The organism is Caballeronia pedi (assembly GCF_001544915.2).
GTDB lineage: Bacteria > Pseudomonadota > Gammaproteobacteria > Burkholderiales > Burkholderiaceae > Caballeronia > Caballeronia pedi.
The window spans coordinates 21,000-36,829 of sequence record NZ_FCOE02000042.1 but is presented as its reverse complement, the minus strand read 5'-3'; the positions used below and the strand labels follow the sequence as shown (position 1 = coordinate 36,829).

The following is a 15,830-nucleotide window of genomic DNA, read 5'->3' as shown; positions in this document are numbered from 1 at the left end:
ATGCAAGGACAGATCCTTGCGGTTAGATCGGGGTCACGCGGCCAGACAGGCCGCCAAATATCAGTGCGCCATGGTCATTTCTCACTGGAACCAGTGTTCACGTGCTTTCATGATCAACGCCTTAGCGGCATCCTCTTCCATACCGGTCATTTCGACCACTTCATCGACTGCCAGCTCCGCGAGGTCGTCGCGGGTCTGAATCTGGTGCTCCGCGAGCTTGGCCAGCAGCTCGTTGTCCATGCCGTCGAGGCTCTTCAGATCGAGCGCGACGCCTTCCACTTTCTCTTCGTTTGCGATCGCCATCGTGAGCAGCGCGTCGCGCGAGCGGTTACGCAGCTCGTGCACGGTGTCTTCGTCGAAGGCTTCGATTTCGAGCATTTCGTTGAGCGGCACGTAGGCGATTTCTTCGAGGCTCGTGAAGCCTTCGTCGATCAGGATGTCGGCGACTTCCTCGTCGACATCCAGACGCGCCATGAACAGTTCGCGCAACTTGCCGCGCTCTTCGTTTTGCTTTAGCGCAGACTCGTCCGGCGTCATGATGTTGATCTGCCAGCCGGTGAGTTCGGAGGCGAGCCTCACGTTCTGGCCGGCACGGCCGATGGCGACGGCGAGTTCGTTTTCGTCCACGACGACGTCCATCGCATGCTTTTCTTCATCGACGACGATCGACTGGACGGCTGCCGGCGCGAGGGCGCCGATCACGAACTGCGCGGGGTCTTCCGACCATAGCACGATGTCGACGTTCTCGCCACCGAGCTCGTTGCGCACGGCCTGCACGCGCGAGCCGCGGATGCCGACGCACGTGCCGATCGGGTCGATGCGCTTGTCGTAGGCAATCACACCGATTTTCGCACGCACGCCGGGATCGCGCGCGGCTGCCTTGATTTCCAGCAGACCTTGTTCGATTTCCGGCACTTCCAGCTCGAACAGCTTCATCAGGAACTCGGGCGCGGTGCGCGAGAGTTCGATCTGCGGGCCGCGCGCGGTGCGGTCGACCTTCGCGATATACGCGCGCACGCGGTCGCCCACGCGCAGGTTTTCCTTCGGGATCAGCTGGTCGCGGCGCAGCAGCGCCTCGACGCGGCCCGATTCGACGATGAAGTTGCCCTTGTCCAGGCGCTTCACCGAGCCGGTCATGATCTTTTCGCCGCGCTCGAGGAAGTCGTTCAGGATCTGCTCGCGCTCGGCGTCGCGCACCTTCTGCAGGATCACCTGCTTGGCGGCCTGCGCGCCGATACGGCCGAATTCGATCGACGGAATCGGCTCCTCGATGAAGTCGTCCACCTCGGCGTCCGGCTTCTGTTCCTTCGCTTCGAACAACAGGATTTCCTGATCCGGCTCTTGCAGGCCGGCCTCGTCCGGCACGACACGCCAGCGTCGGAAGGTTTCATGCTCGCCGCTCTCACGGTCGATGGCGACGCGGATATCCACGTCTTCCTCGAAGAGCTTCTTCGTTGCGGAAGCAAGCGCAGCTTCCAGCGCTGCGTACACGACGTCCTTGTTGACGTTCTTTTCGCGTGCCAGCGCATCCGCCAGCATCAATACTTCGCGACTCATTGTTTGCGGCTCCTAAAATCAACCTTGGGAACGAGACGTGCCTTATCGAGGTCCGCGAGCGTGAAATCGAGCATCGCGGCGCCGTCCTTCCCTTCAAATTCCAAACCGATCTTTTCGCCGTCCGGCGCGTGCAAGATGCCACGGAACGACTTGCGCCCGTCCAGCGGCTTTTTCAACGTGATGGAGACTTCGCTCCCCGCGAAGCGCTCGAAATGCGCCAGTTTCCTGAGCGGACGATCGAGTCCCGGCGACGATACTTCGAGCCGGTCGTAATCGATATTTTCGACTTCGAGCAAGTATTGGAGCTGACGTGTGACCTTCTCGCAGTCTTCGATGGCGATACCAGCCGGCTGGTCGATATATATACGCAGCATGCCGCCTCCCGAACGCTCGAGATCGACAAGCTCGTAGCCCAGGCCCGAGACCGTGGTTTCTATCAATTCCGTCAGTTGCACAGTAACTCCAAGGTGTTCGCGCGCTCCACGCCGAAACACCTGCGGGCGAGCGCCTTCATGCGGGCGCGCACCCCTGCTCCCGAGATGCCGAACCGAAAAGCCAAAAAAAAATGGGCGCAACGCCCATCTTCTTCAACCGAGGCCGCACTTGGGGCAGAAAAAACTACGTGCCCAGCGACTTCATGATTTTAGCCATTTTTCAGGATAAACGCAAACGTACCACGCGCTTTCGGGTCCGTTGTGACCGATTTCACGTCGTTTCGATTGCGCTATCCCGAGGCGCGCAGCGCGTGTTTTTCGTCGCCGGCAGCAGGTCCGATGCCTCGCACCCGCGCGCCCGCGACGTCTTTACATTTCTCTGCGCTTTTCTCGCGATCAGCGTCCGCGCGAGCGATTGCGCGTGCCACGGTTGGCGCCGCCTCCAGCCTTGCCTTGCCCGGCGCCCTGCTGTGCACCGCCCTGGCGATTGCCGCGCGGTGCGTTGCCGCCGCCCGCGGCGCGCTTGCCCGCGCCGCCCACGCCCTGCGGCGCGCCTTGCGGACGAGGACCGCGCGGACCCGGACGGGCGCCGTTCGCACGATTGCCGTTCGGCTCGTTGCCGACGCGGTTGCCGTTCGCCTCGCGACCGCCGCGGCGGCCCATGCCGCCGGCATTGCCGGCGCCCGCGTTGCCGCCGAATCCACCCGTGCCGCCGAGTCCGAAACCGCCGGCCACACCGCCCGGCTGACCGCGCCTCCCGCCACGTCCCCCCGGCGTCTGCTGCTGCGTCATGCGCGAGTGCGAACTCAGCACCGGCTCGCGCGTGATGAAGCCCATCGACGTCTGCATCGGGTCGGGTTGCACACGCGGCGCGGAACTGCGTGCGCCCTTCTCGGCCGTCGGCAGCTTCAGACCGACCGACTCCATCAGGCTGCGCACCTGATTGTCCTCGAGCTCTTCCCAGCGGCCACGCTTCAGGCCTCGCGGCAGCGCGATCGGGCCGTGACGCGTACGGATCAGACGGCTCACCATCAGACCGGCCGCCTCGAACATGCGACGCACCTCGCGGTTGCGACCTTCGGCCAGCGCGACGTGATACCAGTGATTCGTGCCTTCGCCGCCGCCGTCCTGAATGCGCAGGAAGTTGGCGGGACCGTCATCGAGTTCGACGCCCTTCAGGAGCTTCTGCTTCATCCCCTCCGACAACTGGCCGACCACGCGCACCGCGTATTCACGCTCGACGCTGTAGCGCGGGTGCATGAAGCGGTTCGCCAGATCGCCCGAGGTCGTGAGCAGCAGCAGGCCTTCCGTGTTGAAGTCGAGGCGCCCGACCGCGAGCCACTTGGCCGTTTTCATCGACGGCAGTTTATCGAACACGGACGGACGGCCTTCCGGGTCCGCGTGGCTGACGATCTCGCCCGTCGGCTTGTGATAGAGCAGGATGCGCGGCGGCTTGCTCGCGAGCTTGCGCTTGAGCGGCTTGCCGTTGATGCGCACCTGATCCGACGGCATGATGCGCTGGCCGATGTGGGCCGGCTCGCCGTTCACCGAGACGCGCCCGGCGATGATCAGTTCTTCCATGTCGCGGCGCGAGCCCATGCCCGCGTCGGCGAGCACCTTGTGCAGCTTCGGTGCGTCGTCGTCCGGTTCCAGCACGCGCTTCTGCTGCGGGGCGTTGCGGCCGCGTCGCAGCATCGGAGCGCGCACGCCGCCCGAGCCGTTGTCGGCGTCGAAGGCCGGCGAGGTCACGTAGGCGAAGACGTCGTCGACGGCGGCAGCGGCCGCGCTCTCGACCGTCGCGGGGCCCGCGTCGTTGCGCTTGCCGCGCTTGGGCTGCTGCGGGCTCTTGCGTCGGCCGCCTTCACGCGGCGCGGGCGCGGCGGCTTGCGGCACGGCTTCATCGGTTGCTTCGACGGGGATCTCGCCAGCCTCGGCGGCGCGCGCGTTCTTGCGGCCGCGCGGATTCGCCCCTTCGCTCTTGCGCGGCCTCGCGGCCGGGTCCTTGCGCGGTGCGCGCACCGGCGCGGCGACGACGCCATCGGGCGGCGTCTCGTCGACGGCGGCCGGCGCGCCTTCGGCACCCTTGGTCTTCGCGACAGCGCGACGCCGTGCGATCAGACTGCGCGGCCCGCGGCGCAGTCCGCGGCGCGGACGGTCGTCGCCCTCGCCGCCTTCATCGGCGCGATCGGTGCGCGTGCGTTCGCCGGCGTCGGCCGACTCAGGTGCGTCCGCGGCGTGCACGGGGCGCGCGGATTCAGGCGAATCGCTGTCGTGGGAGTGTGTCAAAACAACCTCAAATGTCGAATCGCGCGCCCGTCGCGGGCGCGTCTAAAAATCCGCTGATCGCTCCGGCTGGTCGTCTCGAAATGATCTTTATGGAGAGCCGGGTTGCGAAATCAGGGGCCATGCAATTTGCGTCAGGCGCGGCGCGCCGTCGGTTCTTCGGAGTCGTCGTCCAGTTCGGCGTCGTTCGATGGACTCGCTGCTGCTTCCTCTTCACGCGGCATCGGCACGGGCGCGGCGTGCGTCTCGTGCGCGGCGCTCAGCGGCTGCGCGTGAATCCCGGACGGCGATGCGACGCGCTCATCGCGCGCGTGCACATGTTCCGTTCCGAGTCTGTCTTGCGGTTCTTCTGTTGCTTCTGGCTCCGCGGGCACGCCGGCGGCGCTCTCATCGCTGCCGGATGCTTCGGTTTGCGCCGGTTCCACCGCCGCATCGGCGTTGACCTGCGCTGCGGCATCGTGTTCCCCGGCGTTCGGCGCTTTCGCGTCGCCAGCGACGCTATCGGGAAAGTCGATCGAATGCTGCGCGAGCAGCGACGCCTCGAATTGCGCCGACGGATTGTCCAGCGCCGGCAGTTCGTCGAGCGCGGTCAGGCCGAGGTCGTCGAGGAACTGCTTGGTCGTCGCGTACAGCGCCGGGCGGCCCGGCACGTCGCGATGTCCGATCACCTCGATCCAGCTACGGTCCTCCAGCTGCTTCACGACCTGCGTGTTGACCGTCACGCCGCGAATCTCTTCGATATCGCCCCGCGTCACCGGTTGACGATACGCAATGATCGCCAACGTTTCGAGTACGGCCCGCGAATACTTGGGCGGCTTCTCCGGATGCAGCCGGTCGAGATAGGTCCGCATCGCGGGCTTGCTTTGAAAACGCCAGCCCGAAGCGAGCGTCACCAGTTCCACGCCGCGGCCCGACCAGTCGGTCTTGAGCGCTTCGAGCAACGTGCGAACGGTGTCCGCCGAGATGTCATCGGCGAACAGCTTGCGCAATTCATTCAGCCTCAGCGGTTCCTGCGCGCAAATCAAGGCAGTCTCGAGGACGATCTTCGCCTCTTGGGTATTCATGCAGCTTGGGTCAACCCTGTATGGTCAATGATTCAATTCAAATCGAGCTTGCGCGCGACCGAACGCTACCAAAATGGTGCGAACGATAAAACTGGACGCGGAGTTTCAAGACGCGCTCGCCCGATTGTAATCGGTCATATTGATTGGGAGCACGCACCGGGGAGAGGCAGATTCGGGCGACCGGTGAGCGATCGCCGGGCCATCCCAGCCGGACGAGGTGGCGCTTTCATAGGCGAAAGCGCGTGACTGAGCGCCATATTACGCAAAAACAACCGGGGCGTAAAGGTGAACGCTTCATTGCGTTCGAACTCACTTGACGCCCACACGGCTCAAGCGACGCCGCGCGCCGCCAGGAAACGCTGCAACCGCTCGACGCCCGCGTCGAGCCGCACGGGATCGCACGCATAACACCAGCGCACGAACCCTTCGCCTTCCGGTCCGAACGCGCTGCCCGGCGCAAGCCCGAGGCCAGCCTCGCGCACGAGCGACTTGCACAGCGCCAGGCTGCTCCGCGCGCCCGGCAGCGAAAAGAACAGATACATCGCGCCGTCGGGCGCACGCACGTCGACGCCTTCGACCGCCTGCAAGGCCGCGACCAGATGATCGCGGCTCGCGCGCAGATCGGCGACGAGCGCCTGGGTGAAGCGCTCGCCCTCGTCCACCGCGACGACGCCCGCCTGCTGCACGAACGACGGCGCGCACGACGTGTTGTATTCCACCAGCTTGCCGAGATCGTCCATCAGTTGCGTCGGCGCGACGAGCCAGCCGAGCCGCCAGCCCGTCATGAGCCATGCCTTCGAGAACGAGTTCACCGCGATCACGCGTTCGTCGCGTGCGGCGAGATCGAGAAACGACGGCGCCGCCTGCCCGGGCGCGCCATTTCCGTAATACAGACGCTCGTAGACTTCGTCGGCGACGATCCAGATGCCGTGACGCCGGCAATGCTCCAGTACGGTGCGCTGCTGCTCGCGGGTCATCGTCCAGCCGGTCGGATTGTTCGGCGAGTTGATCATCAGCATCCGCGTGCCCGGGGTGAGCGTCGCGAGCAGGCGATCCAGATCGAGCGTCCAGCCGCGCGCGCCGTAGTCCAGCGCAACGGTATCGACGCTCGCACCGAGGATCTTCGGAATCTCGACGAGGTTCGGCCACAGCGGCGTCACGGCGACGACGCGATCGCCCGCGCCGACGACGAGTTGCGCCGCCAGCATCAGCGCATTCACGCCGGCGCTCGTCACGGCGATGTGCGCGGGCGTGGTCGGGCCGTGCAGCGCGCTCACGTAGCGGCTGAGCGATTCGCGCAGCGGCGCGATGCCGAGGTTGTGCGTGTAGAACGTGGCGCCGTCGGCGAGCGCGCGGCTCGCGGCGTCGCGGATGAATTCGGGTGTCACGCGATCCGATTCGCCGAACCAGAACGGCAGCACGTCCGCGACGCCGAAGCCGGCGTTCGCGACCTCGCGGATCTGCGACGGCCTCAGCGCCCGCACGGCGTCCCGCGCATTGGGCGCACCGAACCCGTGCGCGCCTGCCAGCTGGCTCAGTTCGCTGACCACCGCTCCTTCCGATTCGCTCATCGCCTGCCCCGTCGTCTTGTCTTAAAAATAGAGTCTAACGCGCGCGCCGTATCTTTCGGGACGCGCTGCGGCGTCATTCGAGGTCTTCCGCACGCGCGGGCAGCGACGCGATCAGCGACCAGACCGATTCCGCCGCGGGCGACAGCGAACGGTCGCGCCGCCGCACCAGCTCCACGGTCCGTTCGGCGCGCGGCACGAGCGGCAACGCGACCAGCGACGAATCCGCCGGCAGCGGCAGCGCGAGCCACGGCAGCACGCTCACGCCGACGCCCGCCTCGACGAGCCCGAATACCGTCGCCGAGTGGCCGAGCTCCTGCACCACATGCGCCTCGACGCCATGCTCCTGCATCACCGCGTCTATGATCGGCCGGCTCCCGGATGCGTAGTCGAGCATCACGAGCCGCTCGCCGGCGAGTGCTTCCCACTGCACCGCGGCCTCACGCCCGAGTCGATGATCGCGCCGCACGACAAGACAGAAGGAGTCGGTCATCACGGGCTCGCCGTGCAGCTCATCCGACGAAAACGGACCGATCACTACACCAAAGTCGACCTCGCCGGACTTGACCTTGCGCAGCACATCGGACTGGACATCGTCGCGCAGACTCAGATTGATCAGAGGAAACTGCCGCAGACATGACGCGATTACACGCGGCATCAACCGGCACGCAACGGTCGGGCTCGCCGCGACGATCACGCGCCCGCGGCGCTGCTGCCCGAGATCGCGGACTTCGCGCAGCGCTTCGTCGAGATCCGCCAGCAGGCGCGACACGGTGCCGACGAGATTCACGCCGACATCCGTCAACTGGACTTCGCGCGTGGTCCGGTCGATCAGCTTGAGGCCGATTTCGCCTTCCAGTTCGCGGACGCAGCGGCTGACCGCCGATTGCGTCAGACCAATCTCATCGCCCGCGCGGCTGAAGCTGCGCAGTCTCGATACCTCGATGAAGACGCGCAGCTGCCGCAACGTCACGTTCAAAGGCGCGCTCATTCCGAATGCTCATCAATGACCCTGTTTCATGCGGAATTATAGACCGTCATTGGTGTGATTTCATGCGCGAACGTACGTTTCGCTGCGGTGCAGCAAATTGCGCAAACGCACGTCTGCTGGGCCTATTGCACTTGATTGGTGATTGTCCCGATTTCTTAATCAGTCTGTTTCGGGTCTGATACGGGCCATGCTGACATCGCGTCAGCCTACTGCCATGCGGGTTTCCCGGATTTCGCAACATGCATGGCACGGTTCTCGCATTTCATTGCGCACAGAGGTCGGAGTCATTACGCGGTTATATCGAAACATCGTCCGCCGCAACCGCTCCGGCCTTCCCAGGTATTCGTTCATCGGATTCCGACCAGAGTGCGCGGCGCGGGGCAGCGCACCGGGGTTAGCTTCGCTGAGGTGAGATATGGTGCTGTTCGACGATTTGAGAGATAACGAGTGGGCGCTGGTTGAGGCGTTGTTCTGTTCCGAGCCGGCGCGTAGCGAACGGCGCGGACGGCCGCGCGTCGAGGCGCGAGCCGTGGTCAACGCGGTGTTGTGGGTGCTGTCGACGGGCGAAGGCTGGTCGAAGCTGCCCGGACGCTATCCGTCCCCGCCGACCTGCCGCCGTCGCTTCGACGAATGGCAGGCGGACGGCACGCTGGCCGAGATCGTGAAGCGCCTTTCCAGCAACGGACGTGAAGTGTCGTTGCGCGGACGTATCGGTTCGAGCGCCGCGAAGCCGCCGGCGCCGCCGAGCCGCGATCGCCTGCGCGGCGCATTCTGGACGAACCCGGAATCGTGGCGCGCGCCGGCCAAGATGGCCTGAGTATCTTTGTTCCCGCCGGGAGCCGGCGCTCGCTGGCTTCACTGAGACAATTCACCCGCTCGCGCAGACCACGCCCTGCGCGAGCTTCCTCTTCGCCGAAATCAGCGCCTCGGGCTATGAGCCGTTGCGCGCTATGATCTGCTGCGCAGCCGCCGATGTTACGTCGTAACACGGACAAGCCGCACACGGCCTACGGCGAAACAACTCTTTACTATTCCTTACAGCGCTCCGGCGGCTCGAAGCATAGCTTGGTGAATAATCGAACAAGCCTCACGAAGGCTTCGAGGATTCCCACCATGAAGGCATCGACTCTGCTCGTCCACGGCGCTTTCATCGCCCTCACGAGCACTGCGGCGATGAGCCAGGCCCAACCTCCGCCTTCGGCTTCCGATTTCCATGTGAGCACGAAGGCTTCGATGGCCGCGTCGCAAAACGCCGGCCGCAATCGCGATGCTTCTCCTCCCGCGCCGCGTGGCGATCTCCGGGGAGACATCGCGAGTAACGTGCGCGCTCGTCCTGATCCGGAGCGCGAGTCGCGCTCGCAACACCATTGATGTTTGCGTGACGATATCGAACGATCTTGTGCGTGCACGGAACCACTCCGGCGCGCGCTAGTCACATCCAATGCCATGAACAGCGTGGCAACAGTGAGATCCGGTCTGCCCGTGTCCTTCGCGATACGGGCATTTTTTTGGCGGCTATCTGTCAGCCTTTCTGTCAGCCTTTTTCGTTCGACGACAATGTGCCCTCGACCCAAACGTCGACTGTCGACCGCGTCCGGACGTGCCCGGCAGTCCCCTAGACTCGCGCTTCCAGAACCGCTTCCTGACCACCGAACGTATAACGCTCCGCGCGGCGCAAATCCCAGTCGCTGGAGCGCTCGTCGCGGCAAAGCCGGGAAAACTCATGCTTGCCGCGATCGGTGACCACCGCGATGTCGACCGGTGCATGAAATCCCGGCGCGGGCGCCACGGTGCGCTGCCGTGCGAGTTCGAGCAAGCCGAGCGCGCGCAAGAGATCGAAAACGTTGGGGCGTTTCGCCCAGGGAACCTGACGATACTGCGCTCGGCGAAGTGCCTCGAGTACAACTTCGTTGGAATACGTGGTCATCTCGTTCTTTCTTCCTGTGCAGCCATGACGACGCTCGTGACGGTCGCACGACGGTCCGCGACGTCGACTAAACGCGGCGCGCCGAATTCCGTCTGCGAAGCCAACTGAATGAATCACAGTCGAATGTTTGGCCGCCGCTTGCGTTAGGTGCTGCTTTCTATTACAAGCCCCCGTTGAGAGCGCGCTGATCACGCGCTTTACTGCGACACCCGCCGATGCGTTCCGAAGTACGCGATGACGGAGCGAATTGCCCTTAAACCAATACGTTACCCCAATCAAATTGGTTCTATTCACTTTATTGCTGCTTTTTTTTGCATTATTTGCGCTATGGCGACGCCGCCGCGCGCAGATCGCGATCGTCGTGGCGGCCCTCGCATGGGCCATCGGCGCGGGCTGGCTGGCGACGCCCCTGCTCGATCTTGCCCAGCACGGCTATCGTCAGACGGACATGCCCGCGTTCGCGCCGAACACGACGATCGTCATGATGGGCGGTGGCACCGATCGCAGCGGTTCGGCACTCGTCCCGAAGCACAACGCGATACGGCGCATCGCGGCCGTGGGCACGCTGTACCGGCAGTGCCGACAGACCGGCGCTTCGTGCAAGGTGATTCTGAGCGGCGGCGATCCGCAGCGCCACGGTCAGGCGGAAGCCGATAATTACGCTCCCTACGTGCTCGCTGAAGGCGTCGCGCCGGGCGATCTCGTGCGCGAGAACCAGAGCCTCAATACCTACCAGAACGCGCGCAACGTGAACGCTATTCTGGGTGCCGCACATGACAACCGTTTGATCGTCGTCACATCCGCATATCACATGCGGCGCTCATTGCGCGCCTTCGAGGCCTTCGGCTACGCGCCCGTGCCCTACGTGTCCGACGTGCGCAGCAACCGCGTCACGTTCTTTCCGCGCATCCGGGGCTTCACGAACAGTGAACTCGCCATGCATGAACTGGTGGGACTCGCGCGTTTCAACGTCTATCGCTGGCTGCATCTCTATTGAACGCGAGTCTTCCTGACAAAGCGCAATGGTAAGCACTCGGAAGTAACCCACCCTACGTGCTGGCTTCAAATCGACGCACGACACACCGCTGCCCGATTCCGGGCTTATCATTCGGTTTGTCTGATCGTCAGGCGCGCAGGATCGGCGCTCGGCGTCTCGCGCAGCAGCGGGAGCGATTTTTGCTCAGACAGACCGTCATTCCACTGGATCTGACAGGCAAATTCCGGGTTCAACTACTACTAGGAGGTAACAATGAAGAAAGTGTCCCTGGCTGTTCTGTTGTCCCTCAGCGCGGTCGCATCGGGCGCGTACGCCCAGAGCGATCAGGGCGTGACGATGAGCACCGATCCCGCGAAGATCGCTGACATCGAATCGCGCGCGCAAACCTTGCAAACGCAGCAGGACAACGCGCAAAGCGCCCGCATGCAGGCGCCCGCGCACAAGTCGATGCAACACAAGAAATCGCATGGCAAGTCGGCGTCGGGCTCGAGCCAGTAAGTCCGGACGCCAATAAGGCGCGGGGCCATTACGCCGCGTTGGGTCGATGCATCGATCCAACGCGGCGCGGACTTTCATCGACAAACGTGTGGCAACGTCACACGCGCGCCGCCCGATGCGCCACCCAGTCGCCGCTTTCGATACGCGGCCGACCCGTTACGGCCGCAGCCGCAACCGGATAGATCAGGCAATCGATCCGATCCTTTCTGCCCTCGACATCGACCTCCACATGCAGGCGATGTGAGCGGAACAAGCCTTCCACACCGGGATACACCTCCTCGATCTCGTCGAGCACCGGCACGAGCGCATCCTCGATCCGGTAGACATCGCCGCGAATCGGCGCACCTGACTCGTCGATCACCAGCCCCGGATACGTTCCGAAGTCGAAAAGCCGCCCCTGAACATGCGCGGCGCCGAGCCATTCGGGTGTCGCGATGTCGTGCCGCTCGGCGGCGCGGTTGATATCGTTGACTTCGCCCGCGCGCAGCGTGCCGTAGACAAAAACGTATTGCATCGAAACAGGCGCTCCTGATGTCGTAAGGATGAACGACGGCATTATGCGCCGCGCAAAAATCGTGGCGCGCTCCGGCACGCGCTTTCGGCTACCATCGGCGCGTGGCTCGAAGCCCATTTCAACCCCAACCAATATGGCTACGTTTGTCGAATCCAGATCGTCGAGTGAGGAAGTCGAGCATCTCGACATTCCCATCGAGCATTCGCCGACCCTCGATCATCCGATTCGCGTGCGATCGCGGCCGGTTGCCTACGGCGTGCGTATCGCGCTGCACACGCATCCGTGGGCGCAGGTCGCCTACACGTCGCGCGGCGTGCTGCGCGTCGCGACCGTCGATTCAACCTGGATGGTGCCGCCCTCGCGCGCGATCTGGGTGCCGCCCAACGTTACGCACGAAGTGGTGATCGTCGAGGACGCGTATCTGCGCACGCTTTATGTCGATGCGAGCGTGGTGCCGGCCGGGCTCGGCGCGTGCCGTGTCGTCGAGGTGTCGCCGCTCCTGCGCGAAGTCATCGCCGCGCTCGACGAAGAACCGATTTCCCGTCAGCGCGAACGGCTGCTGGGCACGCTCGCGCTCGACGAAATCATCCGCTCGCAGCCGCTGCCGCTTTCCGTGCCGATGCCCAACGAAAAGCGTCTGCGCGCCCTGTGCAACGCCGTGCTGGCCGATCCATCGCATTCCGATCTCGAACGATGGTCCTCGGAAGCCGGCGCGAGCACGCGCACCATCGCGCGGCTTTTCAGGCGCGAGCTTGGTGTGAGTTTTTCGCAATGGCGCCAGCAAGCGGTGCTCGCGCGCGCGATTCCGCTGCTGAGCCAGGGCCGCCCGCTCGCGCAAGTCGCGCGAGAACTGGGCTATCAAAGCCAGAGCGCGTTTTCCGCGATGTTCCGTCGCGCGTTCGGCGAAAGCCCGCGGGCATTTTTCGCGCGTGACGGCCACGACGATCGCGACACGCGCGATGTCGACGGCGCCTGAAGCACTGCCCCTACATGCGCCGCACCATATGCCGGATGGCGCCGAGCTGCGCGAGACGCGATCCGGCCGGCCGATAGCCCAGACGGATGTAGAGACGCGCCGCCGGATTATCGACGAACACTCGCAACTGGCATTCGGCGAGCCCGCGCGAGCGCGCCCAGCGATGGGCGGTGTTGAGCAGAAACGTCCCCGCGCCGCGCCCGCGATAACCCTGCGCAATCTGCACGTCGCGAATATGCAGCGAGTTGTCTTCCTCGGTGACGCGCATTACGCCGATCGGCATGCCGTCCGCCTGCAGGATGAAATTCTCGGATTCGCGCCAGCTGGAGAGGAAGAGATCGCCGCGCCACACGAGATTGTGACGCCGGTAGTAGCCGACCATGTTGTCGTGCGTGAGCGCTTCGGCGAAGGCGAAGTCGGCCATGGTCGCCTGGCGCAGTTGAAAGAGCGAGAGGTCTTCGGTCGGATCGAGCATCGCACGGGCACGAGAACAAGTGCCTAAACACTAAGACAGTGCGCGCGGACTGGCAATGGCCATTATTACGGCCCCGAGGCAGGCCCGTAGCGGATCGGGCAAAACGCGGACAAAAAAAATCCAGCCGTCGGGCTGGATTTTTCGAACAACGATTTGGCGGAGCGGACGGGACTCGAACCCGCGACCCCCGGCGTGACAGGCCGGTATTCTAACCAACTGAACTACCGCTCCACTTCTTTTCATCGATTCGCAGTGTCATCTACGAATCTTGCAGCGCTTTTTACTGGCAGCCGCCGATGTTCTGGCGTCCCCTAGGGGATTCGAACCCCTGTACTCACCGTGAAAGGGTGATGTCCTAGGCCTCTAGACGAAGGGGACTTCAACTTCTACGCACGCTGCGGCGAAAAAAAACCGGCTCTCATTAGCCGGAGTGTTCCTGCGCGCAAGTGTTGGCGGAGCGGACGGGGCTCGAACCCGCGACCCCCGGCGTGACAGGCCGGTATTCTAACCAACTGAACTACCGCTCCACTTCTCTTCATCGACCCGCAGTGTCACCTGCGAATCTTGCAGCGCTTTACTAGCAGCCGCCGATGTTCTGGCGTCCCCTAGGGGATTCGAACCCCTGTACTCACCGTGAAAGGGTGATGTCCTAGGCCTCTAGACGAAGGGGACAGAAACTTGTGATTCTGTCTTTACCACTGTCTCGCCGATCTGCTCATTTACTTGCCGCATATCAGCGAAGACCGAAATTCTATACAACTTCATGCTGCTTGTGAAGTATTTTTTGCGACTTCCATTAATCTGGAAAACTGCTTCGCATACTTCATTCTGTTCTTTGGTGGAGGTAAGCGGGATCGAACCGCTGACCTCTTGCATGCCATGCAAGCGCTCTCCCAGCTGAGCTATACCCCCTTGCAGAACAGAAACGAGATTGTATAGGGCGTTTTTGAAGTTGTAAATACCATCTGACGACTGAAGCGAAATTTTTTACCTCGCTTCTCGCGATCACGCGCAATGGATGACGCGCCGCCCTTTTCGGCCCGTCATCCTTCGCGGCGCGTTCAGGCCGCCGCCCTTTCCAGACGTTTCAACACCGTTTCGCGACCGAAAAGCATCAGCACGGCATCGATCGACGGCGTGTGCGTCGTGCCCGCCACCAGCAGGCGCACAGGCATCGCGAGTTGCGGCATCTTGAGCTTGTGCGCGGTGAGCGTGGCTTTCAGCGCTGCCGAAATCGCTTCCTTGGTCCAGTCGATATCCGCGAGCGCCGTACGCAGTTCCGCGATGGCCGGACGCACGGCGTCGGTGACGTGCTGCGCGAAGGCGTCCGGCTCGATGGCGGGCTCGCGATAGAACATCGCGGCGTTATCGGCGATTTCCTTGACCGTCGACGCGCGATCCTTCAGCAGCGCGATCGCCTGATCGAGCGGCGCGCCGCCGTCGATGGCCGCGGCATCGATGCCCGCCTGCGCCAGGAACGGCCTGGTCAGCTCCGCGAGACGCGCGTTGTCCGCTTCCTTGATGTAGTGGGCGTTCAGCCAGTTGAGCTTGTCGTGGTCGTACTGCGCGGGCGACTTGCCGAGATGCTCGAGATCGAACCATTCGACGAACTGTTCGCGCGAGAAAATCTCCGCGTCGCCATGCGACCAGCCCAGACGCGCGAGATAGTTCACCACCGCTTCCGGCAGATAGCCGTTGTCGCGATAGCCCGTCACGCTCATCGCGCCGTGGCGCTTGCTCATCTTCTCGCCCTGCTCGTTCAGCACCGTGGGCAAATGCGCGTAGACCGGCACTTCGCCGCCGAGCGCGCGCAGGATGTTGATCTGACGCGGCGTGTTGTTCACGTGATCGTCGCCGCGAATGACATGCGTGATCTTCATGTCGAGATCGTCGACGACCACGCAGAAGTTATAGGTCGGCGTGCCGTCGGGACGCGCGATCACGAGATCGTCGAGTTCCTCGTTCGAGATTTCTATGTGGCCTTTCACCGCGTCGTCCCACGCGACCGCGCCCGTCAGCGGGTTACGGAAACGCACGACCGGCGTCACGCCTTCCGGCACCGGCGGCAGCACCTTGCCGGGCTCGGGACGCCACGTGCCGTCGTAGCGCGGCTTCTCGCCCGCGGCGCGCTGGCGCTCGCGCAGCGCGTCGAGTTCTTCCGTCGACATATAGCAGTGGTACGCGAGGCCCTTCTCCATCATCTGCGCGACGACTTCGCGATACCGCTCCATGCGCTGCATCTGATAGAACGGGCCTTCGTCGAAATCGAGCCCGAGCCACGCCATGCCTTCGAGGATCGCATCGACCGATGCATCGGTGGAGCGTTCGAGATCCGTGTCCTCGATGCGCAGCACGAAAGTGCCCTTCATCTTGCGCGCGAACGCCCACGGATAGAGCGCGGAGCGGATGTTGCCGAGATGGATGAAGCCGGTCGGGCTCGGTGCGAAGCGGGTACGGACTTGGGTGGTCATTGCGGTTTGCTCGATGGATGGCGGGCGCGCGTTCGCGCTTCAGGCCCGCGCAAAATGAGACGAAATTATACTCGC

Annotated in this window: 15 protein-coding genes and 5 tRNA genes; 5 read left to right on the top strand and 15 right to left on the bottom strand. The window is 63.7% G+C overall.

Annotation, left to right across the window (positions count from 1 at the left end):
* Window positions 1–81: 81 nt before the first annotated feature.
* From nusA to AWB80_RS35675, 6 genes are all read right to left on the bottom strand, one after another.
* Window positions 82–1,557: a transcription termination factor NusA gene (nusA, locus tag AWB80_RS35700; protein ID WP_061179347.1), complete on the bottom strand. Its 1,476-nt coding sequence runs from the start codon at window positions 1,555–1,557 to the stop codon at window positions 82–84.
* Window positions 1,554–2,012 (bottom strand): ribosome maturation factor RimP, encoded by a 459-nt coding sequence (gene rimP, locus AWB80_RS35695; protein ID WP_061179346.1) that lies wholly within the window; start codon window positions 2,010–2,012, stop codon window positions 1,554–1,556. Before rimP ends, nusA begins: the two co-directional genes overlap by 4 nt.
* 375 nt (window positions 2,013–2,387) lie before the next feature.
* Window positions 2,388–4,277 (bottom strand): 23S rRNA pseudouridine(2605) synthase RluB, encoded by a 1,890-nt coding sequence (rluB, locus tag AWB80_RS35690; protein ID WP_061179345.1) that lies wholly within the window; start codon window positions 4,275–4,277, stop codon window positions 2,388–2,390.
* Between the two features lie 131 nt (window positions 4,278–4,408).
* Window positions 4,409–5,338 (bottom strand): SMC-Scp complex subunit ScpB, encoded by a 930-nt coding sequence (scpB, locus tag AWB80_RS45635; RefSeq protein ID WP_061179344.1) that lies wholly within the window; start codon window positions 5,336–5,338, stop codon window positions 4,409–4,411.
* A 329-nt stretch (window positions 5,339–5,667) separates the two neighbouring features.
* Entirely contained in the window at window positions 5,668–6,909 is a 1,242-nt protein-coding gene (locus AWB80_RS35680; RefSeq protein ID WP_061179343.1) for a pyridoxal phosphate-dependent aminotransferase, read from the bottom strand.
* 73 nt (window positions 6,910–6,982) lie between these two features.
* Complete coding sequence (locus AWB80_RS35675) at window positions 6,983–7,885, bottom strand: LysR family transcriptional regulator (protein WP_061179371.1); 903 nt, start codon at window positions 7,883–7,885, stop codon at window positions 6,983–6,985.
* 427 nt (window positions 7,886–8,312) lie between these two features.
* On the opposite strand from AWB80_RS35675, the gene AWB80_RS35670 reads away from it, so the two are divergent.
* Complete coding sequence (locus AWB80_RS35670) at window positions 8,313–8,714, top strand: transposase (protein WP_008349224.1); 402 nt, start codon at window positions 8,313–8,315, stop codon at window positions 8,712–8,714.
* A gap of 296 nt (window positions 8,715–9,010) precedes the next feature.
* The gene (locus AWB80_RS35665) at window positions 9,011–9,268 is read left to right on the top strand and encodes a hypothetical protein (protein ID WP_087131850.1); all 258 of its coding nucleotides are present in this window, start codon (window positions 9,011–9,013) and stop codon (window positions 9,266–9,268) included.
* 244 nt (window positions 9,269–9,512) lie between these two features.
* Here AWB80_RS35665 and AWB80_RS35660 read toward each other — a convergent pair whose 3' ends face one another.
* Window positions 9,513–9,824 (bottom strand): hypothetical protein, encoded by a 312-nt coding sequence (locus AWB80_RS35660; protein WP_061179341.1) that lies wholly within the window; start codon window positions 9,822–9,824, stop codon window positions 9,513–9,515.
* A 361-nt stretch (window positions 9,825–10,185) separates the two neighbouring features.
* Between AWB80_RS35660 and AWB80_RS35655 the strand changes: the two genes are divergently transcribed.
* Together AWB80_RS35655 and AWB80_RS35650 are read left to right on the top strand one after the other, a co-directional pair.
* The gene (locus AWB80_RS35655) at window positions 10,186–10,821 is read left to right on the top strand and encodes a YdcF family protein (protein WP_244206909.1); all 636 of its coding nucleotides are present in this window, start codon (window positions 10,186–10,188) and stop codon (window positions 10,819–10,821) included.
* Window positions 10,822–11,073: 252 nt separating this feature from the next.
* Entirely contained in the window at window positions 11,074–11,319 is a 246-nt protein-coding gene (locus AWB80_RS35650) for a hypothetical protein (RefSeq protein ID WP_061179339.1), read from the top strand.
* Window positions 11,320–11,416: 97 nt separating this feature from the next.
* Here the strand turns inward: AWB80_RS35650 and AWB80_RS35645 are convergent, their stop codons facing one another.
* Complete coding sequence (locus AWB80_RS35645) at window positions 11,417–11,833, bottom strand: gamma-glutamylcyclotransferase family protein (RefSeq protein WP_061179370.1); 417 nt, start codon at window positions 11,831–11,833, stop codon at window positions 11,417–11,419.
* A 133-nt stretch (window positions 11,834–11,966) separates the two neighbouring features.
* Here AWB80_RS35645 and AWB80_RS35640 point away from each other — a divergent pair, with 133 nt between their 5' ends.
* On the top strand, window positions 11,967–12,809 hold the full coding sequence (locus AWB80_RS35640) for an AraC family transcriptional regulator (protein WP_061179338.1): 843 nt from the start codon (window positions 11,967–11,969) through the stop codon (window positions 12,807–12,809).
* 10 nt (window positions 12,810–12,819) lie between these two features.
* On the opposite strand, the gene AWB80_RS35635 is transcribed toward AWB80_RS35640, so the two are convergent.
* The 7 genes from AWB80_RS35635 to gltX all read right to left on the bottom strand — a co-directional run bounded on the left by AWB80_RS35635 (window position 12,820) and on the right by gltX (window position 15,755).
* Complete coding sequence (locus AWB80_RS35635; RefSeq protein ID WP_061179337.1) at window positions 12,820–13,284, bottom strand: GNAT family N-acetyltransferase; 465 nt, start codon at window positions 13,282–13,284, stop codon at window positions 12,820–12,822.
* Between the two features lie 154 nt (window positions 13,285–13,438).
* A tRNA-Asp gene (locus AWB80_RS35630) sits at window positions 13,439–13,515 on the bottom strand.
* A gap of 71 nt (window positions 13,516–13,586) precedes the next feature.
* Window positions 13,587–13,662, bottom strand: a tRNA-Glu gene (locus AWB80_RS35625).
* 72 nt (window positions 13,663–13,734) lie between these two features.
* Window positions 13,735–13,811, bottom strand: a tRNA-Asp gene (locus AWB80_RS35620).
* Window positions 13,812–13,880: 69 nt separating this feature from the next.
* Window positions 13,881–13,956: transfer RNA gene (locus AWB80_RS35615), tRNA-Glu, on the bottom strand.
* 164 nt (window positions 13,957–14,120) lie between these two features.
* A tRNA-Ala gene (locus AWB80_RS35610) sits at window positions 14,121–14,196 on the bottom strand.
* A 149-nt stretch (window positions 14,197–14,345) separates the two neighbouring features.
* Complete coding sequence (gene gltX, locus AWB80_RS35605) at window positions 14,346–15,755, bottom strand: glutamate--tRNA ligase (RefSeq protein ID WP_061179336.1); 1,410 nt, start codon at window positions 15,753–15,755, stop codon at window positions 14,346–14,348.
* Window positions 15,756–15,830: the final 75 nt, after the last annotated feature.